Source organism: Tsukamurella sp. USMM236 (assembly GCF_037148755.1).
Taxonomy (GTDB): Bacteria; Actinomycetota; Actinomycetes; order Mycobacteriales; family Mycobacteriaceae; genus Tsukamurella.
This window is the reverse complement of the sequence record NZ_JBBCSS010000004.1, coordinates 178,189-199,295: the sequence shown is the minus strand read 5'-3', so window position 1 is coordinate 199,295 and position 21,107 is coordinate 178,189. Positions and strand designations below refer to the sequence as shown.

The 21,107-nt window shown below is 70.0% G+C and carries 19 protein-coding genes; 17 read left to right on the top strand and 2 right to left on the bottom strand.

Features of this window, described 5'->3' with window-relative positions; translation table 11 throughout:
• The first annotated feature begins 8 nt into the window (after positions 1-8).
• The 5 genes from mtrB to secA all read left to right on the top strand — a co-directional run bounded on the left by mtrB (position 9) and on the right by secA (position 7,933).
• Positions 9-1,619: an MtrAB system histidine kinase MtrB gene (gene mtrB, locus WFK95_RS15050; protein ID WP_224649473.1), complete on the top strand. Its 1,611-nt coding sequence runs from the start codon at positions 9-11 to the stop codon at positions 1,617-1,619.
• A complete protein-coding gene (gene lpqB, locus WFK95_RS15045) occupies positions 1,612-3,423 on the top strand; it encodes an MtrAB system accessory lipoprotein LpqB (RefSeq protein WP_336671157.1) in 1,812 nt (603 codons plus the stop codon). The genes mtrB and lpqB overlap by 8 nt, the downstream gene beginning before the upstream one ends.
• A gap of 23 nt (positions 3,424-3,446) precedes the next feature.
• The gene (locus WFK95_RS15040; RefSeq protein ID WP_336671156.1) at positions 3,447-4,127 is read left to right on the top strand and encodes a ComF family protein; all 681 of its coding nucleotides are present in this window, start codon (positions 3,447-3,449) and stop codon (positions 4,125-4,127) included.
• 230 nt (positions 4,128-4,357) lie between these two features.
• On the top strand, positions 4,358-5,083 hold the full coding sequence (hpf, locus tag WFK95_RS15035; protein WP_336671155.1) for a ribosome hibernation-promoting factor, HPF/YfiA family: 726 nt from the start codon (positions 4,358-4,360) through the stop codon (positions 5,081-5,083).
• 135 nt (positions 5,084-5,218) lie between these two features.
• Positions 5,219-7,933: a preprotein translocase subunit SecA gene (gene secA / locus WFK95_RS15030; RefSeq protein ID WP_443081566.1), complete on the top strand. Its 2,715-nt coding sequence runs from the start codon at positions 5,219-5,221 to the stop codon at positions 7,931-7,933.
• A 66-nt stretch (positions 7,934-7,999) separates the two neighbouring features.
• Here the strand turns inward: secA and WFK95_RS15025 are convergent, their stop codons facing one another.
• Positions 8,000-8,680, bottom strand: coding sequence for a lysophospholipid acyltransferase family protein (locus WFK95_RS15025; protein ID WP_224649393.1), 681 nt, complete (start codon positions 8,678-8,680; stop codon positions 8,000-8,002).
• Between the two features lie 66 nt (positions 8,681-8,746).
• Positions 8,747-9,307, bottom strand: a complete 561-nt coding sequence (locus WFK95_RS15020) for an Rv3235 family protein (RefSeq protein ID WP_336671153.1) — start codon at positions 9,305-9,307, stop codon at positions 8,747-8,749.
• A 107-nt stretch (positions 9,308-9,414) separates the two neighbouring features.
• Between WFK95_RS15020 and WFK95_RS15015 the strand changes: the two genes are divergently transcribed.
• The 12 genes from WFK95_RS15015 to WFK95_RS14960 all read left to right on the top strand — a co-directional run bounded on the left by WFK95_RS15015 (position 9,415) and on the right by WFK95_RS14960 (position 21,073).
• Positions 9,415-10,818 (top strand): WS/DGAT/MGAT family O-acyltransferase, encoded by a 1,404-nt coding sequence (locus WFK95_RS15015; RefSeq protein WP_336671152.1) that lies wholly within the window; start codon positions 9,415-9,417, stop codon positions 10,816-10,818.
• Positions 10,819-11,361, top strand: a complete 543-nt coding sequence (locus WFK95_RS15010) for a DUF6912 family protein (protein ID WP_336671151.1) — start codon at positions 10,819-10,821, stop codon at positions 11,359-11,361.
• Between the two features lie 37 nt (positions 11,362-11,398).
• Positions 11,399-12,010, top strand: a complete 612-nt coding sequence (locus WFK95_RS15005) for a Uma2 family endonuclease (protein WP_336671150.1) — start codon at positions 11,399-11,401, stop codon at positions 12,008-12,010.
• Positions 12,011-12,032: 22 nt separating this feature from the next.
• Positions 12,033-12,467, top strand: coding sequence for an META domain-containing protein (locus WFK95_RS15000; RefSeq protein WP_224649402.1), 435 nt, complete (start codon positions 12,033-12,035; stop codon positions 12,465-12,467).
• Positions 12,468-12,539: 72 nt separating this feature from the next.
• Entirely contained in the window at positions 12,540-13,685 is a 1,146-nt protein-coding gene (locus WFK95_RS14995; RefSeq protein ID WP_224649405.1) for a ferredoxin reductase, read from the top strand.
• Complete coding sequence (locus tag WFK95_RS14990) at positions 13,682-14,767, top strand: hypothetical protein (RefSeq protein WP_336671149.1); 1,086 nt, start codon at positions 13,682-13,684, stop codon at positions 14,765-14,767. The genes WFK95_RS14995 and WFK95_RS14990 overlap by 4 nt, the downstream gene beginning before the upstream one ends.
• Complete coding sequence (locus WFK95_RS14985; RefSeq protein WP_336671148.1) at positions 14,767-15,639, top strand: hypothetical protein; 873 nt, start codon at positions 14,767-14,769, stop codon at positions 15,637-15,639. Before WFK95_RS14990 ends, WFK95_RS14985 begins: the two co-directional genes overlap by 1 nt.
• Positions 15,636-16,025 (top strand): GntR family transcriptional regulator, encoded by a 390-nt coding sequence (locus WFK95_RS14980; protein WP_224649411.1) that lies wholly within the window; start codon positions 15,636-15,638, stop codon positions 16,023-16,025. Before WFK95_RS14985 ends, WFK95_RS14980 begins: the two co-directional genes overlap by 4 nt.
• A 98-nt stretch (positions 16,026-16,123) precedes the next feature.
• On the top strand, positions 16,124-17,386 hold the full coding sequence (locus WFK95_RS14975; RefSeq protein ID WP_224649414.1) for a fatty acid desaturase family protein: 1,263 nt from the start codon (positions 16,124-16,126) through the stop codon (positions 17,384-17,386).
• A 52-nt stretch (positions 17,387-17,438) separates the two neighbouring features.
• Positions 17,439-18,158: an endonuclease/exonuclease/phosphatase family protein gene (locus tag WFK95_RS14970; RefSeq protein ID WP_224649416.1), complete on the top strand. Its 720-nt coding sequence runs from the start codon at positions 17,439-17,441 to the stop codon at positions 18,156-18,158.
• Between the two features lie 176 nt (positions 18,159-18,334).
• Positions 18,335-19,621 carry a fatty acid desaturase family protein gene (locus WFK95_RS14965; RefSeq protein WP_224649418.1) on the top strand — a complete coding sequence of 429 codons (1,287 nt, stop codon included), beginning with the start codon at positions 18,335-18,337 and terminating at the stop codon, positions 19,619-19,621.
• Positions 19,622-19,654: 33 nt separating this feature from the next.
• Positions 19,655-21,073, top strand: a complete 1,419-nt coding sequence (locus tag WFK95_RS14960; protein ID WP_224649431.1) for a fatty acid desaturase — start codon at positions 19,655-19,657, stop codon at positions 21,071-21,073.
• Positions 21,074-21,107: the final 34 nt, after the last annotated feature.

The following is a 21,107-nucleotide window of genomic DNA, read 5'->3' as shown; positions in this document are numbered from 1 at the left end:
ACCCCACGATCGCCCTGCGCGACGGTGCGCGGTTCGCCGGCGCCGGCTTGTCGTACGCGGGCCGGGTGTGGCGCCGTTCGCTGCAGCTGCGGGTGGTCACGCAGACCCTCGTGCTCAGCCTCACCGTGCTGTTGCTGCTGGGTTTCGTGCTGACCTCCCAGATCGCGAACCAGCTGATCGACGCGAAGCTGACAGCGGGCAAGGAGGAGACCGCCCGGGTCAAGCAGAACGTGGAACTCTCGCTCAGTCGCGCGGAGACCCGCACCGAGGGCGTGGAGTCGGTGCTGCGCAGCGTCCGCGCGAGCCTGGTGAGCCAGGGCCTCGACGTGGGCCCGACGGCCGCGCGGTCGGGCAACTACGACCCCGTGCTGATCGTGCCGCACGGCGCGGGCCGCCCGCCGATCGTGATCGGCAGCGAGAGCGAGGTACCGCAGTCGCTGCAGACCTTCGTCCGCGGCGGCCAGACCGCGTTCCAGCACGCGACCGTCACCGACAGCACCGGCCGGTACGGGAAGGTGCTGGTGATCGGCACCCCCGTGCAGTCGACGATCGCGGGTCTCGAGCTGTACCTGGTGTTCCCGCTCACCCAGGAGGAGAACACCCTCAACCTGATGCAGGGCACGCTGTACACGGGCGGCGCGGTGCTGCTCATCCTGCTCGCGGCGGTCAGCCTGCTCGTCGCGCGACAGGTCGTGCTGCCCGTGCGGTCCGCGGCGCGGATCGCGGTGCGCTTCGCCGAGGGCCGGCTCAAGGAGCGGATGCCGGTGCGCGGCGAGGACGACATCGCGCGCCTCGCGATGAGCTTCAACGACATGGCCGAGTCGCTGTCCAAACAGATCGGGCAGCTCGAGGAGTTCGGCAACCTCCAGCGCCAGTTCACCTCCGACGTCTCCCACGAGCTGCGCACCCCGCTCACCACCGTGCGGATGGCGGCCGACATGATCGCCGACTCCGTCGACGACCTCGACCCCGGAATGCGCCGCACCACCGAGCTGATGCAGAAGGAGCTGGACCGCTTCGAGACCCTGCTCGCCGAGCTGCTGGAGATCTCCCGGCACGACGCCGGCGTCGCGGAGCTGCACTCCGAGCAGATCGACATCGAGGTGCCGATCGCCTCCGCGATGGCCACCGTCCGGCACCTGGCCGAGCAGTCCGAGACCGAGTTGATCCTCGACATGCCCGACGATCCCGTCATCGTCGAGGCCGACACCCGGCGGGTCGAGCGGGTGCTGCGCAACCTGCTCGCCAACGCCATCGACCACAGCGAGGGCAAGCCCGTGATCCTCACCATGCGCGCCGACGACGACGCCGTGGCGGTCACCGTCCGCGACTACGGTGTGGGCCTGCGGCCCGGCGAGGAGAAGCTGGTCTTCAACCGCTTCTGGCGCTCTGACCCCTCGCGGGTTCGGCGCTCCGGCGGCACGGGGCTGGGCCTGGCGATCAGCATCGAGGACGCCCGGCTGCATAGCGGCCGGCTCGAGGCCTGGGGCGAGCCCGGCAGCGGCTCCTGCTTCCGGCTCACCCTGCCCCGCACGCGCGGGGGCCGGGTCACCGTCAGCCCCCTGCCCCTGAAGTCGATGACGCGGCGCGGCCCGGACGGGGGCTCCGACGATGTCTAGGACACTGCGCACGCCCGCCGGGAAGGCCCTGGTGATCCTGCTGGCCGCGTTGGTCGCGCTCACCGGGTGCGCCAACATCCCCGAGTCGACGAATCCGCGCGTCGTCGGCGACCTGGGCGGCGAGACCGCGGCGCCCGACCGGGGCCTGGCGCCGCGCCGCGACTCGCAGCCCGAGGTCATCGTCCGCGACTTCCTCAAGGCGAACGCGGTGGCCGACGGGAACTACGCCGCCTCCCGCAAGTTCCTCACGCCCAACGCGAGCTGGGACGTGCCGCAGCAGGCCGTCGTGGTGAAGGACATCGACGTGCTGCCGACGGAGCGCAGCACGAACTTCATGAAGGCGACGATCCGCGCGCAGGCCACGGGCTTCCTCGGCGCCGACGGCACGTTCGAGCCGGCATCGCAGTCGATCACGCAGAACGTCCAGCTCCTCCAGGTCGACGGCCAGTGGCGGCTGCAGGGGATCAGTTCGGTGGGCAACACCCCGATGCTGTTGATCGACACCGAGCAGTTCCGCGTCGTCTACCGCCGCTACCTGCTGTACTTCCCGGATCCGACGGGGCGCACCCTGGTGCCGGACGCCCGATGGCTGGCCGGGCCGCGCTCCAAGCTCGCCTCGGACCTGCTGTTGCTCCTGGTCCGCGGCCCGCGGGCGGCCCTCAAGGACGCCGTCTACAACCCGTTCGGGGCGAACGCCGGCATCCGCGGCGCCGTGACCGACGCGCAGGGCAACCAGCGCGACCCGGGCGTCGGCTTCGCGGGCGTGCGGGTGGACCTGACGGGCCTGCCGCGCGTCGAGCCCGACGTGGCCCGGCTCGTGGCCGGGCAGATCGTGTGGAGCCTCGCCGGCGCCGACGTGCAGGGCCCGTACGTGATCACCGTCGACGGCTCCCCGCTCGACGACAAGCACCAGTCCGGCTGGAACCCCAACGACGTCGCATCGATCAGCCCGAACGCCTCGTCGGATCTCGCGGTCGGCCTGCACGGGGTGCTCGACGGCCGGTTCGTCAAGATCACCGGCGGCCAGGGCGCGGGCGGTCAGGTCACCCCCGTCGCGGGGCCGCTCGGGGCATCGACGTCGATCCGCTCGGTCGGGCTCTCGGGCACGGGGCGGCAGGTGGCGGCGGTGCTCGACGCCGGCGGCCGGGGCGGCCCCGGGACCGCGCTCGCCCTCGCGCCCTACGGTGGCGTGCCCACGCAGGTGCTCACCGCCGGCTCGATGACCCGGCCCTCGTGGACGCCCGACGACGCCGCGGTCTGGACGGTGCTCGACGGGACGCGGGTGGTCCGGGTCCGGCAGGACCAGACCACGGGGGAGGTCTCGACCACCGACATCGACGCGAGCGAGGTGGCGGCGGCCGCGCCGGGCCCGATCACCGAGCTGCGCCTCTCGCGCGACGGTGTGCGGGCGGCCCTCGTCGTGGGCGGGAAGGTGCTGGTGGGTGTCGTGCAGGCGGCGCCCAACGGACAGACCAAGCTCGCCCGTCTCACGTCGGTGGTCACCGACCGGGAGCTGGTCGCCTCGTCGGTCGACTGGCAGACCGGCGACGTGATCTTCATCGGCCGCAACACCTCCGATTCGCCGGTGCTGTCCGTGCGGTACGACTCGGGCGAGGTCACCGCCGTCCCGAGTCGCAACCTCTCGCCGCCCGTCTACAACGTCGCGGTGTCGACGTCCGCGGTGTACGCGACGGACTCGTCGGGGGTGTGGGAGATCGGCATCGGTCCGGACAGCGACGAGCAATACTGGAGCCAGGTGGATCGCCTGGCGGGGGGCCGGGCGAACCCGGTGCTGCCCGGGTAGAGCGCACCTGGAACGGGGGAGCCGTGCGCATCGTGCGGGGCGTCGTCCGTGGGGTGGCCGGCGGCGTCGACGACCTGGTCGAGCTGGCGGTGCCCCGTACCTGCGGCGGTTGCGGCTTCCCGCGGGTGCGCTGGTGCGGCCGCTGCGAGGCGGCCCTGCACGACGTCCCGGCGCTGATCCGCACCACCGTCGATCCGGGGGTGCCCGTCTGGACGCTGGGCCGGTACGACGGTGCGCGGCGCCGCGCCGTCCTGCAGCTCAAGGAGCGCGGTCGCGGCGATCTCGCCGTCCCGCTGGGCCGCGCCCTCGCGCACGCGCTGCTGCGCCTGCGGGCCTGGGGCGAGTTGGGCGATGATCCGGTCCTGGTGCCCGCGCCCACGACGGCGTGGGCCGCTCGACGCCGCGGCGGCGACGTGGTGACCGCGGTGTGCCGCGCCGGCGCCCGCACCGCGGCTCCCGTGTACGCGGTGACGGTCTCGCCGGTCCTGCGCACAGTGGGCGCCGCGGAGTCGGTGGGGCTGGGAGCTTCCGCGCGGGTCGCCAACGTGCGCGGCACCGTCCGTGTCCGGGCGCTACCCGCGGACGGCACCGTCGTGCTGGTGGACGACGTGGTGACCACCGGGGCCACCCTGGCGGAGTCCGTCGCCGCCCTGGCCCGACGGGGCGTGCCCGTCGCCGCCGCGATCACCCTCGCCGCGGCGTGACGCGTCGGTGAACTCGCGGTGACCAAATCCTGGCGGGATCCGGAAAGCCGGGCTATCTTCGGGGGTACCTTTCCCGGTTCGAGAAAGAGGAGGTGATGGCACACCTTCCCAGGCGTCGGGCAGTCCGCCCGCCGTTCGAATCTGAGCCTGCTCCCACGCGCGCTGACCGAAGTGACGGACTGGTGATCCGTACGAGCGCAAGGGATTCGGGCCTGCATGAAAGGTTCCACATGACCCTTCTGTCCCCGCGCGACACGAATCGCGCCCACGCGACCCCCAACGTCGAGGTCGACCCCTTCCGCGAACCCGGCCACGTGGCCGACGAGCGCGACAAGGAGTACCTCACTCCCAACGCCCCCGTGGCCATCGACGGCCGCAACGTGGAGGTGCCCGAGCACTTCCGCGTCTACCTGGGAGACAAGCTGGCGCGGCTCGAGAAGTTCCGCTCCACCATCACCCTGTTCGAGGTCAGCCTCTTCCACGAACCCAATCCACGCCAGTCCAAGGCCTGCCAGCGCCTGGAGCTGACGGTCCGCGGCAAGGGCGGCGTCGCCCGTGCCGAGGCGGCCTCGGAGAACTTCTACGCCGCCTTCGAGACCGCCCTCTCCCGCCTGCAGAGTCGCCTGCGGAAGGCCTCGGACCGCAAGAAGGTGCACTACGGGAACCGCACCCCGGTCTCCGTGGCGGAGGCGACGGCACCGTCGGCCCTGCCCGACGCGCCGTCCGCGAGCGAGACGGACGACGATCCGTACGCCGCCCTCGTCGAGGACCACCTGCCCGGCCAGGTCGTCCGGATCAAGGACCATCCGGGCACGCCGATGACGGTGGACGACGCCCTGTCGCAGATGGAACTGGTCGGCCACGACTTCTTCCTGTTCTTCGACAAGGAGGCCGAGAAGCCCTCCGTCGTGTACCGGCGGAAGGCGTTCGACTACGGCCTTCTCCGCCTGACCTGACGTTTCGCCTACCATGGATCCCGGTCGCGGACGACGCGGCCGGGATTCGTGTGTGCGCGCGCTCACTTTGACTCGTTAACGGATTGAGGTTGCTCAGTGGTTCTCTCCAAGGTGCTGCGGTTCGGCGAAGGCCGGATGGTCAAGCGGCTCGACGGCCTGGCCTCCTACGTGGAGAGCCTGAACGACGAGTACGAGGCGCTCTCCGACGAGAAGCTCCAGGCCAAGACCGAGCTCTTCAAGAAGCGCCTGGAGAAGGGCGAGTCCCTCGACGAGATCCTCCCCGAGGCGTTCGCCACCGCCCGCGAGGCGGCGTGGCGCGTACTCGGGCAGAAGCCGTACCACGTGCAGATCATGGGCGCGGGCGCCCTGCACGAGGGCGACATCGCCGAGATGAAGACCGGTGAGGGCAAGACCCTGACCTCGGTCATGGCGGCCTACGCCAATGCGCTCACGGGCAAGGGCGTGCACCTGGTCACCACCAACGACTACCTCGCCAAGCGCGACGCGGACTGGATGGGCCGTGTGCACCGCTTCCTCGGGCTCGAGGTGGACTGCATCCTCTCCGGGCAGGACCCGGACCGCCGCCGCACGGCCTACAGCGCCGACATCACGTACGGCACCAACAACGAGTTCGGCTTCGACTACCTGCGCGACAACATGGCGCACAGCGAAGACGAGCTGGTGCAGCGCGGCCACAACTACGCCATCGTCGACGAGGTGGACTCGATCCTCATCGACGAGGCCCGCACGCCGCTCATCATCTCCGGCCCCGCCGACGCCTCCTCGAAGTGGTACACCGAGTTCGCGCGCATCGTCCCGCTGATGGAGAAGGACGTCCACTACGAGGTGGACATCCGCAAGAAGACCATCGGCGTCAACGAGGCCGGCGTCGAGCTGGTCGAGGATCAACTGGGCATCGAGAACCTCTACGACGCGACCAACTCGCTGCTGGTCAGCTACCTGAACAACGCGATCAAGGCCAAGGAGCTCTACGAGCGCGACAAGGACTACATCGTCCGCTCGGGCGAGGTCCTCATCGTCGACGAGTTCACCGGCCGCGTGCTCGCGGGGCGCCGCTTCAACGAGGGCATGCACCAGGCCCTGGAGGCGAAGGAGAACGTCGAGATCCAGGCCGAGAACCAGACCCTCGCGACGATCACGCTGCAGAACTACTTCCGCCTCTACGACAAGCTCTCCGGCATGACCGGTACGGCCGAGACCGAGGCCGCCGAGCTGCACCAGATCTACAAGCTAGGCGTCATCCCGATCCCGACGAACCGGCCGATGATCCGCAAGGACCAGACGGACCTCATCTACAAGACAGAGGAGGCGAAGTTCGCCGCCATCGTCGAGGACATCGAGGAGCGCCACGAGGCCGGCCAGCCGGTCCTCATCGGCACCACCTCGGTCGAGCGGTCCGAGTACCTCTCGCGCCAGCTCGAGCGCAAGAAGATCCCGCACACCGTGCTCAACGCCAAGTTCCACGAGCAGGAGGCGGCGATCATCGCCAAGGCGGGCACGCCCGGTGCGGTCACCGTCGCCACCAACATGGCCGGCCGCGGCACCGACGTCGTGCTCGGCGGCAACCCCGACATCATCGCCGACCTGAAGCTGCGCGAGCGCGGCCTCGATCCGGTGACCACGCCGGAGGAGTACGAGGCGGCGTGGGACGAGACCATCGAGCAGGTCAAGAAGGAGTCGAAGGAGGCCGGCGACGACGTGCGCGACGCGGGCGGCCTCTACGTGCTCGGCACCGAGCGGCACGAGTCGCGGCGCATCGACAACCAGCTGCGCGGCCGCTCCGGCCGCCAGGGCGACCCGGGCGAGTCCCGCTTCTACCTCTCGCTGGGCGACGAGCTGATGCGGCGCTTCAACGGCGCGCAGATCGAGGCGTGGATGAACCGCGTCAACCTGCCCGACGACGTGCCGATCGACAACAAGTTCGTCTCCCGCGCCATCCGCAGCGCGCAGACCCAGGTCGAGCAGCAGAATTTCGAGATCCGCAAGAACGTCCTCAAGTACGACGACGTGCAGAACGAGCAGCGCAAGGTCATCTACGACGAGCGCCGCAAGATCCTGCGCGGCGAGGACCTCTTCGACCAGGTCAACCACATGACCGACGACGTGGTCTCGGCGTACGTCGACGCCGCCACGTCCACGGGCTACGTGGAGGACTGGGACCTCGACGAGCTGTGGACCGCCATGCGGACGCTGTACCCGATCGACCTCGACTGGAAGCAGGTCGTCGGCGAGGACGAGAACGGCGACCGCGACGAGATCACCAGCGGCGAGCTCAAGAACGTCCTGCTCAAGGACATCCACGCGGCGTACGACAAGCACCAGGAGTCGATCGAGAAGGCCGCGGGCGAGGGCACGATGCGCCAGGTCGAGCGGTCCGTGCTGCTGTCGGTCCTGGACCAGAAGTGGCGCGAGCACCTCTACGAGATGGACTACCTCAAGGAGGGCATCGGCCTGCGTCAGATCGCCCAGCGCGACCCCGTTGTCGAGTACCAGCGCGAGGGCTACGACATGTTCAACGGCATGCTCGAGGGCCTCAAGGAGGAGTCCGTCTCCACACTGTTCAAGGTCCAGGTGCAGGAGCCCGAGGAGGGCGCGCCCGGGGCCGCCGATGCGGAGGCCGCCGCGCCGGCGCAGGTGAGCAGCCCCGTCGCCGACGTGGACCCGGAGAAGATCACCCTCTCCGGCCCGTCCGAGCAGGGCGAGCTCACCGAGATCTCGCAGAACGCCGACGAGCCGCAGGGCTCCCGGTCGGAGCGTCGCGCCGCCAAGCGCGAGGCCGACAAGGCCGCCCAGAAGGCCGCGGCCGCGCGGGGCAAGCACCGCCGGTAAGCCACCGAACGACGAAGGAGGGCGGCACTGCCGCCCTCCTTCGTCGTCGAGTTCGTCGTCGAGCGGCTACTTGCCGCCCTTCTTCGCGTACTCGGGGACGCGGTCCTGGCCGGTGTGCTCGCCGATGACCTCCATCAGGCGGTCGGTGGCGCGGCGGATCGACTCCTGATCGTCGAGACTCGCGTCGCTCAGGTCCAGCGGCGGCAGTACGTCGACGGTGACGCGGCTCTTCCAGAAGTTCTTCCGGGTCCGGTTGTCGGTGCGGCCCAGCGCGATCGGGATGAGCGGCGTGCCGGTGGCGAGAGCCACCCGCACCGCTCCGGTCTTGCCCTTGTACAGCCGGCCGTCGGGGGATCGGGTGCCCTCCGGGTGGATGCCCCAGGCGCCGCCGTCCTCGACGATCTTCGTCGCCGCCTCGAGCGCGGGCGCCGAGACCGAGCCGCCGCGCCGGTCCACGGGGATCTGCCCCATGCCGGAGAAGAAGATCTTCTTGAACCGGCCCTTGATCCCGGGCTCGGTGAAGTAGTCCGCCTTCGCGAGGAAGCTGACGGGCCGCCGCGCGCTCTGCACCACGTAGAACGAGTCCGAGATCGCGAGGTGATTCGCGGCCAGGATCACCGGACCGGTGCGGGGAATGTTCTCCAGCCCCGTGTATTCGGGGCGTCCCCAGGCCCACAGCGCGGGGCCGATCAGGAAGTGGCGGGCCACCCGGTAACGGAACGCGGCACGCAGCGAGCTCAGCGACATGTCCCTTGTGTACCGCCCCGCCGCGCCGGGCGGTCGTGATTCGCGCAAACACAGGAGTAACCCGCGTCACGCCGCCGTGGTGAACGCGACCCACCGCCACCGTCCGGCCGCGGCCTCGACCCGGCCCGCCGCGGCGAGCACCCGCTCCCCGCGGGTGTAGGTCAGGAAGATCTCGGACCCCACCTCGGGCCCGCGCGGGCGGCGGGCGCGCTGTGCCAGCGCGCGCGGGGTGCCCACGTGCACGTCGCCCCACCCGGAGACCGTGCCGGCCGGCCCCGTCTCCGCGAGCGTCCGCAGCACGTCGACCACGGTGCCCGAGGCGATCGCAGCGAGGTGCTTCGCCGGGCGCCGCCGGTCCAGTACCTCGAAGACGGGCCGGAGCGTGGAGAGCACGAAGCGGTGCGCGTCGGGGTGCACTGCGGCCACGGGCCCGGGCAGGGCGATCGGCTCCGGCGGGGCGGGATCCGACGGTGCCGGCAGCGGCGGCGCGGCCCGCGCGGCCTTCACGCGCACGAGCGGCCGCGCGGGAGGTTCGGCGTCCGGCGCGCGCAGCACGACGAAGCCGGGTTCCGGTGTGCGCGGCGTGCGGGACCGTGCCCCGTCGGCCGCGAGAATGATCGCCCCCATACTGATTAGACGCATCAGGAAGCCGTTCGGATCCCGTGTACTCGAACCGGCGGCGAGCGGTCGATCCCGTATGCTGACGCCGAAGATCGGTCACCGGGGGAGGTGCAGTGAAGGGCAGGCTCGGCCAGTCCGACGCGGAGTTCTACGCGTTGGAGAATTCCACCACTCCCACGCACGTGGGGTCGCTCGTCATCGTGCGCCGACCCGAGGAGCGGCTGGAGTACGAGCGCTTTCTCGACACCATCGAGGAGCGCCTCGCGGAGGTGCCCCGGTACCGGCAGAAGGTCCGCGCGGTGCCGCTCGGCATCGCCCGCCCGGTGTGGGTCGAGGACCGCGACTTCGACATCACGTACCACGTGCGGGTCTCCGCGCTGCCCCAGCCGGGCAGCGACGATCAGCTGCACGACCTGGTCGCGCGTCTCAATTCCCGGCCGCTGGACCGCGAGCGCCCGCTGTGGGAGGTCTACCTCATCGAGGGCCTGGCCGACGACCGGCTCGCGGTGTTCACCAAGACCCACCTCGCGCTCGTCGACGGCCGCGCCAACGTCGACCTGATGCAGCTGCTGCTCACCGACACCCCGCACACGCCGGAGCCGCCCGAGGACCTGTGGATGGGCCAGCACGAGCCCAGCGACGGCGAGCTCGTGATGGGCGCCGTCATCGACATGCTCTCGCGTCCCGCGCGGACCGCGTCCATGATCCAGGGCCTGGTCGGCGAGGTCGCCGAGTCGATCACCGGCCTGCAGGAGGACGCCGCCAACGTCATCGAGCGCGCCTCCAGCCTGGTGCGCGCCCGCACCGCCGTCACCCCGGTGCGCTCGCTCAACGTGCCGATCTCGCGGAGCCGCCGGTTCGCCGTCGCGCGGATGGACCTCGGCGAGTTCCGCCGGCTGCGGGCGGCCTACGGCTGCACCGTCAACGACCTGCTGCTGTCGGTGATCGCGGGCGGCCTGCGCACCTGGCTGATCTCGCGCGGCGAGCCGATCAGCGCCGGCACCGAGGTGCGGGTGCTCGAGCCGATCGCCGTCGACGACGTGGGTCTCGGCGTCGGCGAACAGGTGCGCGCGTACATCGTGCGGCTCCCCGTCGCGGAGAGCAACGCGGTGGTCCGGCTGCGCCAGATCGCGCACGGCGCCGCCGCCCAGGTGGACCGGAACCGCCAGGTCGCGGCGCGGGCGCTGGCCGCCAGCGGCGGCTTCACGCCGCCGACGCTGCACGCGCTGGGCGCGCGGACCGCGATGAGCGTCTCGCCGAGGTCCTTCAACACCCTGGTCACCAACGCGCCGGGCCCGCAGGCCCCGGTGTACCTGTCCGGCATCGAGGTGCAGGAGGTGTTCCCGGTGCCGCCGCTCATCGCCAACCAGGTCGTGTCCATCGGCATCACGTCGTACAACGGCACGGTGTACATCGGGCTCAACGCCGACCGCGACGGCATGTGGGACGTGATCTCGATGACGGAGTTCCTGTACGAGGCCTTGGACGAGCTCGCCGCGTCCGCGAAGGGGGAGTAGATGACGGTCCGCGTGTACGTGCCCAGCACCTTGGCGGGGCTGCAGGTCCTGCAGCGCGACGGGGAGCTGTTCCCGTTGGGCGGCACCGTCTTCGGGGTGACGCCCGCGCTGCGCGAGGCGTACACCTCGGGCGATGACGAGGAGCTCGCCGAGGCCGCCATGCGCCAGGCGGCACGCGCCTCGCTGCGGCTGCTCGCCGTCGACGAGCCGGAGCCGGCCGACGGTGCCGAGGCCGAGGGCGACAGTGCCGCGCCGGATCCCGTTCGGCGCGTGGTGATCACGGCCGACGTCCCGGCCGCGAAGGAACGCCCCGACCTCGACGACGCCGTCCTCAAGGTGACCGAGCCCATCCGGCTGAAGAACGTTCTCGCGGTGCACGTCGACGTCTCCGAGGCGGAGGCCGCCGTGACCCGCGCCGCGCAGGTGGTCGACGCCGCGGACCTCGGCGACGAGGACGCCGAGCTCGCCGTCGGCGATGCCGAGGACCACGACCTCGCCTGGTACGCCACGCAGGAGCTGCCCTTCCTGCTGGAACTGCTCTAGCCTGGATGTGACATCGCCGCGAAGCGAGGAGGGGATCATGGCCGCACCGCTGCATGTCGACGACCCGTTCGACCCGCTGGTCGCTCTCGCAGGTCTGTGGACCACGAAGCTCGCGGAGCGCTATCTCCCGCTCGACGACCTGCCGCCGGCGAAGTACGAATGTCTCGGGGGGAGACTGGTCATGAGTCCGATGGAAGGGGCCGCCAACCGGTACGCAGTGGGCCGGCTGGTGATTCTGCTCGACGGGCCGGCGCGTGATGCTGATGCTCTCGTCTACCCGTCGGTGAACATGCGTTTCGACGACCAGACCTGGATAGAGCCGGACGTGGCGGTGCTCCGCGAATCCGCCCAGCAGGCCACCTGGGTGCCGGCCGGTCGGGTTCTCATGCCGGTCGAGTTCGTTTCGCCCGGCAGTCGCCGTCGCGACCGGATCGACAAGCCGGCGCTCTGCGCGGCGGCCGGGGTGCCGTTCTTCCTGCGCGTTGAGATCGATGGGGCGTACGTCGCCGTCGAGCTCCACGAACTGGTCGACCGCGCGTACGTCTCGCGGCAGCGGGCGGTCAGTGGTCAGCGGTTCCGGACGGACGTCCCGTTCGCCATGGATTTCGACCCGCTGGAACTCCTCGAGCCGGGAGTGGCCCCGCGCTGACGTCCGGGGCTACTGTCGAGGCATGACGGTGCGCGGTACCCGGTTGGCGGCGGCCCTCCTCGTGGGGGCGGGCGTCGCGGCGTCCGCGCCCGTGGCGTCGGCGGCTCCGGTGCCCCTGACGGGCACGCAGTGGAACTTCGCGTCGAGCGGCTTCGCGCGGACCGCGCCGGTGAAGTACACCGGATCGCCCGCGCACTTCAGCATCGATGGCAAGCGGGCCGGCGGGAACGACGGCTGCAACGTCTTCGGCATGACCGCCGAGGTGAAGGGCGATCGGGCCACCTTCAGCGGCCTCTTCTCCACCTTGCGGATGTGCTACGTCGCCGGCGCGGGCGAGCAGTTCCGGCAGGCCTTCGACGGCCCGCGCACCGTGAAGGTCACCGGGAACCGGCTCACGATCTCCGACGGTCCGCGGGGCTACTGGAACTTCGTCGCCGCGGGCCCCGCGAAGCGGTAGCCGCGCCGCACCCGCATAGGACAACCTCACAGAAATTGTCCCAACAAGCTACGGCACCGTAGGCTCACCCCCATGAGCAACTCCTTCCGCGCTTTCCGTGATTGGCTCGAGGCCCCGGCCAAGAACGTCTCCGCCGAGCATCCCCGCACCAACCTGGTGCGCGGCGCGGTCGCGAGGCTCACCACGCCGCTGCTGCCGGACGACTACCTGCACCTGATCAACCCGCTGTGGTCGGCGCGCGAGCTGCGCGGCAAGATCGTCAAGGTCGAGCAGGAGACCGACGAGTCGGTCACGCTCACCATCGAGACCGGCTGGGGCTTCAACACCAAGTACGAGGCCGGCCAGTACGTGGGCATCGGCGTCCTCGTCGGCGGCAAGTGGACGTGGCGCTCCTACTCGCTCACCTCCGTCCCGGACATGGGCCACGGCCGCGCCCCGCGCGAGGTGTCGATCACCGTCAAGGCGATGAACGAGGGCTTCCTCTCGAACCACCTCGTCACCGGCGTGCAGGAGGGCACCATCGTGCGCCTGCAGGCACCGTCGGGCGACTTCACGCTCCCGAACCCCCTGCCGCCCAAGGTCCTGTTCCTCACCGCGGGCAGCGGCATCACGCCCGTCATGGCGATGCTCCGCACGCTGGAGCGGCGCGGCATCCCCGCGTCCACCGACATCGTGGCCGTGCACTCCTCGCCGAACGCCGACTCCGCCCTGTTCCGCGACGAGCTCGAGGCCTTCGACGCCGACCACGACAACGTCAGCGTGCAGCTGCGCTACACCCGCGACGCCGGCCGCCTGACGCCGGCGAACCTCGGCGAGGCCGTCCCGGACTGGCAGGAGCGCCAGACGTGGATCTGCGGGCCGGGCGTCTTCCTCAACGACATGGAGAAGGCCTGGAAGGACCGCGGCATCGAGTCGCGCCTGCACCAGGAGCGGTTCACCGTCGAGCGCGCGGACGTCTCCGCGAGCGGCGGTGAGGTCACCTTCCTCAAGGCCGGCAAGACCACCGACGTCGACGGTGCCACCACCCTCCTCGAGGCGGGCGAGGCCGCCGGCGTGCAGATGCCCTTCGGCTGCCGCATGGGCATCTGCCAGACCTGCGTGGTCCAGCTCGCCGACGGCCAGGTCCGCGACCTGCGCAGCGGCGACCTGCACACCGAGGGCGAGCGCATTCAGACGTGCATCTCCGTCGCGGTAGGGGACTGCACGCTCGACGTGTGATCACGCGATCTTGTGTGGATCTATTGACACAAGATCGAACAAGGGGCAGTCTTGTGTCGATTGATCGACACAAGGGGGTCGTGATGGTGGAGGAATGGGCGGTGCGCGCCGCTGTGACCGCGGTGGGCGCGGTCGTGATGTACCTACTGACGTGGTTGCCCCGGTCGCTCTGGCGTCCCGCTGAGCCTGACCCGACGCGCGCCGCGGATCGTTTCATGCGGCGCGCGGCGACGCTGGTCGCGGCCGCGGTTCTGGTCTGCGGCCTGATCGCCGTGATCGGCGCCGCGCTCGCGGTGCCGTCTGCGGCGGTTGTGCTGATCGCGGTCTGTGTCCTCCTCCCGGTCGCCCTGGTGGTCGCGGAGGTCTTCCCGTTCAGCTCCGGCGTCGTGCGCGGTTCCGTGCTCCGGCCCCGCCGGATCCGCGAACTGGTGCCGCTGCCGCTCCTCGTGGCGGCCTGCTTCGCGGTCCTCGCGGTGCTCGTGCTCTCGGCGATCGTCTGGTATCTCGCGGTTCAGGAGCCGGGGAGCCCTCGGGCGAACCATTGGGGCCTGGCGTGCCGGACGCCGGCCGGGGAGAACTGGCCGCAGGGCTTCTCGACGACGCCCCTTTTGCGTAGCGGTGGCTGGTCCGCGGCGATGGCGACCGCGATCCTCCCCGGCCTGTTCGGGTCGGTCGTGGTGATGGCCCATTGTCATCGTCGACCGTCGCTGGTAGCGGACCCGGCGGCCGACGCCGGCCTGCGCAGATGCATCGCCACTCGATCCGTGTCGATCACCGCGGCCATCGCAGCGTTCGCGCTCGTAGGCGTGGCGGACCTGCTCCACGGCGCGGCGTCGCGCTTCGGCCGCGGCGGGCAGCAGGCGGCCGTCGAAGGCGCGATGCGCGCGCCGCAACCGCCGCCGGGCATCGCCGGCTGCGTCGTCTCGGAACAGGTGACGCAGGCCTGGTCGATGGCGCGTGGTGTCGGCGGCGTACTGAGCGGCGTCGCGTTGGTGATCCTCGTGATGTCGATCGCCTGCTACGCCTACCCTGGCCAGGCATCCGGCCGGATCCGCGCCGCGCAGCCGGCGGTGGTCGGTTGATGGGCACGCTCTTCCTCATGCCGCTCATCGTGCTCGCGGTGCTGGTGCCGGCGATCGTCGTCGCCATGCGGGATCGCGCGCTGTCCGCCGGCGATCCGTTCTCGCGTGCGTCCGCTGCGGTCCAGTGGAGTGATCGGGCGCCGCTGCTCGCCGCGATCGTCCTCGTCGTCGTCTTCTGGCTGAGTCCCACGACGGACGGGCCGGGTCTGACGGCCGGCTCGGTTCTGGTGCTTCTGGCCGTCGACGTGATCGGCCAACGGGTTCGAGCGCGCGGAGTGCACGCCCGCACCGCGCTCGCGGGTCCGCGCCGGATCCCGGATATGGTTCCGCGGGCGTTGCTGGCGGTATCCGGGCTCGTGCTGGTTCTGGCAGTGGCCGCGTTGATCGTCGTCGCCGGATCGGTCACGCCCGGCCCGACTCCGTGCGATCGGCTCAGGGACGAGGCCTTCCCGGGGATGACGGCGCAGGCGCGGTCGGGCGACGGGAATCCGATGTCGCCCACTGTCGCGTGGGCGTGGCTGGTGGTCATCGTCGGTGCCGCCGTGCTCGTGGCGCTCGCGATCGCGGCGGCCGACCGGCGGCCGCCCGCTGCGCCGGATCCGGCCGTCGACCACGAACTGCGGATCAGGGCGATGACGCGGGCCGTGGCTGTGCTGGGATTCGCTGCGGCGAGTGCGCTGGCGAGCGCCACGGCTGCGCTCGTGCGTCTGTATCCCGCTCGATTCGAGAAGTGTTTCGCGTCCGACGGATTCCGATGGGACCCGTCGGTCTGGCCGGGCCTGGCCGCTACGGCGTCGGCCGCTGTCGTCGTCGGCGTGCTCGTCTTCTCTGCCTACCGGTTCGTGGCGCCCTCCCGGCGGTGGCGCCCGTGACCGCAGGGATCACCGTCGATCCGGACAGCCCTGTTCCCGCGTTCGAGCAGATCCGGCAGCAGGTCACAGCTCTCGTGGCCGCGGGGGAACTGCAACCCGGTGATCGGCTTCCGACGGTGCGCCAGCTGGCATCCGACCTGCGGCTCACGCCCGGCACCGTCTCGCGCGCCTATCAGGAACTGGAACGGGGTGGGTGGGTGGTCACTGGCCGCGGTGCCGGCACGCGCATCGCCGACCCCACCCCGCTCGGTCCGGATCCCGCCGGAATCGAAGCTGCGCGGCAGGCGATCGACCGGCTCTCGGCGGGGCTCCTCCGTGCGGGACTGCCGGGTGAGACGGTCCGCGAACTGCTGCTCGAGGCTGCGGACCGGCTCGGTCCCCGGTGAACGTCCGGTCGGGCGTCCGTCTCCGATTGACACCTACGCGGCCGTAACTTACGGTTGCGTAGGTTAGAGATTCGAGACCGACCACGAAGGGCGGCCGCATGGCGATCACCGACATCCCCGAGTACGCGCACCTCACGGAGGCCGACGTCGAGACGCTCGGCGCCGAGCTGGACGCGATCCGGCGCGACATCGAGGCGGTCCGCGGCGAGACGGACGTGCAGTACCTGCAGCGCACCATCGCCGCCCAGCGCGGGCTCGAGGTGGCCGGCCGGCTGATGCTGCTCGGCGCGCACAAGCGCGGCTTCTGGTGGGGTTCGGCGGTGTCGCTGGGTCTGGCGAAGATCATCGAGAACATGGAGCTCGGGCACAACATCATGCACGGGCAGTGGGATTGGATGAACGATCCCGAGGTCCACTCCACGACGTGGGAGTGGGACAACGCCGGCACATCGCGCCTGTGGAAGCACACCCACAACTACGTGCACCACAAGTACACCAACGTCCTCGACATGGACGACGACGTGGGCTACAAGACGCTGCGCGTCACGCGGGACCAGCCGTGGACCCCGTTCAACTCAGGGAACCTGGTCTACAACACGATCCTCATGCTGCTCTTCGAGTACGGCGTGGCCATCCAGCACCTCGAGCTCGGCCGCGCGGCCACCAAGTGGAAGAAGTCCTGGTTCGACCGCGAGGGCTTCAAGGCCGACGCCTCCGACGTGGGCCGCAAGATCGGCCGCCAGGTGCTCAAGGACTACGTCGCGGCTCCGCTGGTCGGCGTGCCCTTCGGCGGCGCGCGCGGCTGGCGCAAGGCGCTCACCGCCACGATCACCGCCAACGTGATCCGCAACGTGTGGACCAACGCGGTCATCTTCTGCGGGCACTTCCCCGACGGTGCCGAGAAGTTCACCAAGCAGGACGTCGACAACGAGACCCAGGCCGAGTGGTACCTCCGCCAGATGCTGGGCAGCGCCAACCTCTCCGGCGGCCCCGTCATCGATTTCCTCTCCGGCAACCTGAGCTACCAGATCGAGCACCACCTGTTCCCCGACCTGCCGTCGAACCGGCTGTCGGAGATCGGCGTTCGTGTGCGCGCGCTGTGCGAGAAGTACGACCTGCCGTACACGATCGGCCCGCTGCACGTGCAGTACTACAAGTCATGGCGGACCATCGCCAAGCTCTCGCTCCCGGACAAGTACCTCCGCGACACCGCGGACGACGCCCCGGAGACGGCCTCGGAGGCGATGTTCGCCGGCACCGAGTTCGCCGAGCCGCGCATCGACGAGCGCACCGGCCGCCGGTTCGGGCTCAAGGCCGCCCGCGCCGCCGTCCACGCCCGACGGGGCCGTCGGCGCCCCTGACTCCTCGGCTGACGATGCGCCGTGGCTGCGCGGAGCGTGACAGTCTGTTCGGGTGACCGACGAGACGCCGTGCCTGAGCCTGCTCACCTGGAACGCGTGGTGGGCGCACCGCGGCACCGCTCGTGGGCGGCGGGTGGCGAGCGTGATCGCAGACGGCGACGCGGACGTCGTCGTCCTCACTGAGGCCGAGGCGGATGTCCTTCCGGCGGGCGGGCATCTGGTCACCTCCTCGCTCGACTGGGGCTACCGAGTGGCGCGTCCCGGCCGCCGGAAAGTGTTGTTGTGGTCGCGGAATCCGTGGTCGGACGTCGGTGATGCAGGCTCGCCGGCGCTTCCTCCGGGGCGATGGGTGGCGGCGACGACCGACTCGCCGCTGGGGCCGATCCGCATCGCCGGTGTCTGTATCCCCTGGTCCGGTGCCCACGTGAGTACGGGCCGGAAGGATCGCGCAACCTGGGAGGATCACGCTGGGTACCTGGCTGCTTTGCCGCCGGTCCTCGATCGGCAGCCTCGGCCGCTCGTGATCGCAGGTGACTTCAACCAGCGAATTCCCCGCGGACGCCAGCCGAAGGCTGTCGCCGCTTCCCTGACGGCCGCGTTCGAGGGGCTGAGGATCCCCACCGCCGGGGTCGATACGCATCTGATCGACCACGTCGCGCACTCCGCTGGACTCGCCGTCGCCGAGCTCTCGCTGATTCCGTCCAGCGATGCAGAGGGGAATCTGAGCGATCACCTGGGGGTTCGAGTCACCCTCACCGAGGACGCCGGCTGAGGCTACTGACGGAGACGTCGCCCGCCCGGCGTGGTCGGGCGCGCCGTCGAACCCGCGACTGTGTGACATGCGCCCCAGGTGGAACAAGATCGATGACTTTGTTCCATCTCGCTGCTATAGTGGAATCGTTCTGTTCTAGGCCGCTGCATGCGGTCCGACCGATTGGGGATCGCCTCGTGGCTATCACTGACATCGCGGAGTACGCGCACCTGACCGACGCCGACATCGAGGCGCTCGGTGCTGAGCTGGATGCGCTGCGCCGCGAGATCGAGGAGAGCCGCGGCGAGGAGGATGCCAAGTACATCCGCCGCGTGATCAAGAGCCAGCGCATCGCGGAGACCGCGGGCCGCGTCTTCGGCCTCGGCGCCGGCATGAAGGGCTGGAAGGGCAAGGCCGCCTGGGCCGCCTCCGCCGCGTGCCTGTCGTACGCCAAGGTCATCGAGAACAACGAGCTCGGCCACAACATCATGCACGGCCAGTGGGACTGGATGAACGATCCGGAGATCCACTCCACCAACTGGGAGTGGGACAGCGCCTCGGACGGCAAGTTCTGGCGCCACACCCACAACTACATGCACCACAAGTACACCAACGTCACCGACATGGACGACGACATCGGCTACGGCATCCTGCGCGTCACGCGCGATCAGCCGTGGGAGCCGTACATGCTCTTCAACCCGATCTACAACTTCACGCTGATGATCGGCTTCCAGTACGGCAAGGCCGTGCAGCACCTCGAGCTGATGAACGCCATGAAGGCGGCGCTCAACGGCGGCGAGCAGTACGAGAACTACGACTGGGAGGAGTTCCGCAGCCGGCTCAAGGTGGTCCTCACCAAGATCACCAAGCAGACCGCGAAGGACTACGTCCTCTTCCCCGCGATGGCCGTGCCCTTCACCGGCGCCCGCGGCTACAAGAAGGCCGCCTCGGCCAACTACGTGGCCAACACCGTGCGCGACGTGTGGGACCACATGACCATCTTCTGCGGCCACTTCCCGGACGACGCCGAGAAGTTCACCATCGAGGACATCGACAACGAGACGCTCCCCGAGTGGTACCTGCGCCAGATGCTGGGCACCGCGAACTTCGAGGGCAGCGACGCGCTGCACTTCATCACCGGTCACCTGGGCCGCCAGATCGAGCACCACCTGTACCCGGATCTGCCCTCGAACCGCTACAACTACATCAACTCGCGGCTCGTCGAGATCTGCGAGAAGTACGACCTGCCCTACAACACGGGCCCGATGTGGAAGCAGTACGCGGAGTCCTGGCGCACCATCATCAAACTCTCGCTGCCGGACCGGTTCCTCAAGGACACCGTCGACGACGCGCCCGAGACCCACTCGAACAAGCGCTTCTACGACGAGAACGGCAAGACCACCGTGGTCAAGGGCGAGATCGATGCAGACGGCAACCGTCGCGGCCTGGTCTCGCACGTCGAGGAGCTGGCGGCCGCGAAGTGACGCGGACCCCCGGACTGCGCGTAGCCTGAACACGTGGCAATCACTGATGTCGGCGAATACGCCCATCTCGACGACGCCGACATCGAGCGGCTCGCGCAGGAACTGGACGCGATCCGCGCCGAGGTCGAGTCGTCGCGCGGCGATCGGGACGCGCGGTACATCCGTGGCGTGATCCGCGCCCAGCGCGTTCTCGAGGCGGCGGGCAGGCTCACGATCCTCGGCTCCAAGAGTCGCTGGTTCTGGGCCGCCGGCGCGGGCATGCTCGGGGTCGCGAAGATCATCGAGAACATGGAGCTCGGGCACAACGTCATGCACGGGCAGTGGGATTGGATGAACGATCCCGAGATCCACTCCACCACGTGGGAGTGGGACATGGCCTGCGTGGGGTCTCACTGGAAGCACTCGCACAACTTCCTGCACCACAAGTACACCAACGTCGTGGGCAAGGACCTCGACGTGGGCTACGGCGTGCTGCGCGTGACCCGGGACGAGCAGTGGGAGGCCAAGCGCTCCGCGCAGTTCCTCAACAACCTGTTCCTCGGGCTCACCTTCGAGTGGGGCATCGCCCTGCACGACATCGAGCTGGCGGAGGCGATCGCCGGCAACAAGCCGTGGCCGCAGACCCGCAAGCAGCTCCGCGAGCTGGGGATCAAGGCCTCGCGGCAGCTGGGCAAGGACTTCCTGCTCTACCCGGCGATCAGCAAGGCCGTCGGCGGCTCCTTCGGCCGCACGCTGTCGGCGAACCTCACCGCCAACGTGGTCCGCAACATCTGGACCTACGTGGTCATCTTCTGCGGGCACTTCCCCGACGGAGCGGAGAAGTTCACCACCGAGTCGATCGTCGACGAGACGCCCGGCGAGTGGTACCTCCGGCAGATGCTGGGCAGCGCGAACATCTCCGGCGGCCCCGCCATGGATTTCATGACGGGCAACCTGAGCTACCAGATCGAGCACCACATGTTCCCGGACCTGCCGTCGAACCGGCTGTCCGAGATCGCTGTGAAGGTGCGCGCGATCTGCGAGAAGTACGACATCCCGTACACCGAGGGGCCGCTGCTGCGGCAGTACTACCTCTCGCAGCGCACCATCGCCAAGCTCTCGCTGCCGGACCGGTGGCTGCGCGCCACCGCCGACGATGCCCCCGAAACCGCTTCCGAGCTGCGCTTCGCCGCGGTCCGGGAGCGCCTCGCGCAGGCTCAGGAGAGCGCCCACGAGCGGTTCGTGCACGCGCAGGAGAACGCGCAGGAGCGCCTGGCGCACGCGCAGGAGAACGCCCACGAGCGGCTCGTCCACGCCCGCGAGGCCGCGCACGCGGCCCAGGAGGAGGTCGAGCGCGTGGGCCTGCGGTCCGCGATCGCCGAGGCCGCGCGGCACAAGGTCGAGCAGAAGCGGCTCGAGGTCGAGGCGAAGCGGGCGCGTCGCGCGCGTCGTCGCCGCTCGGGTGTGGCGTAGACTTCCTACTTTGGGCAGCCTAAGAAGGTTGCCG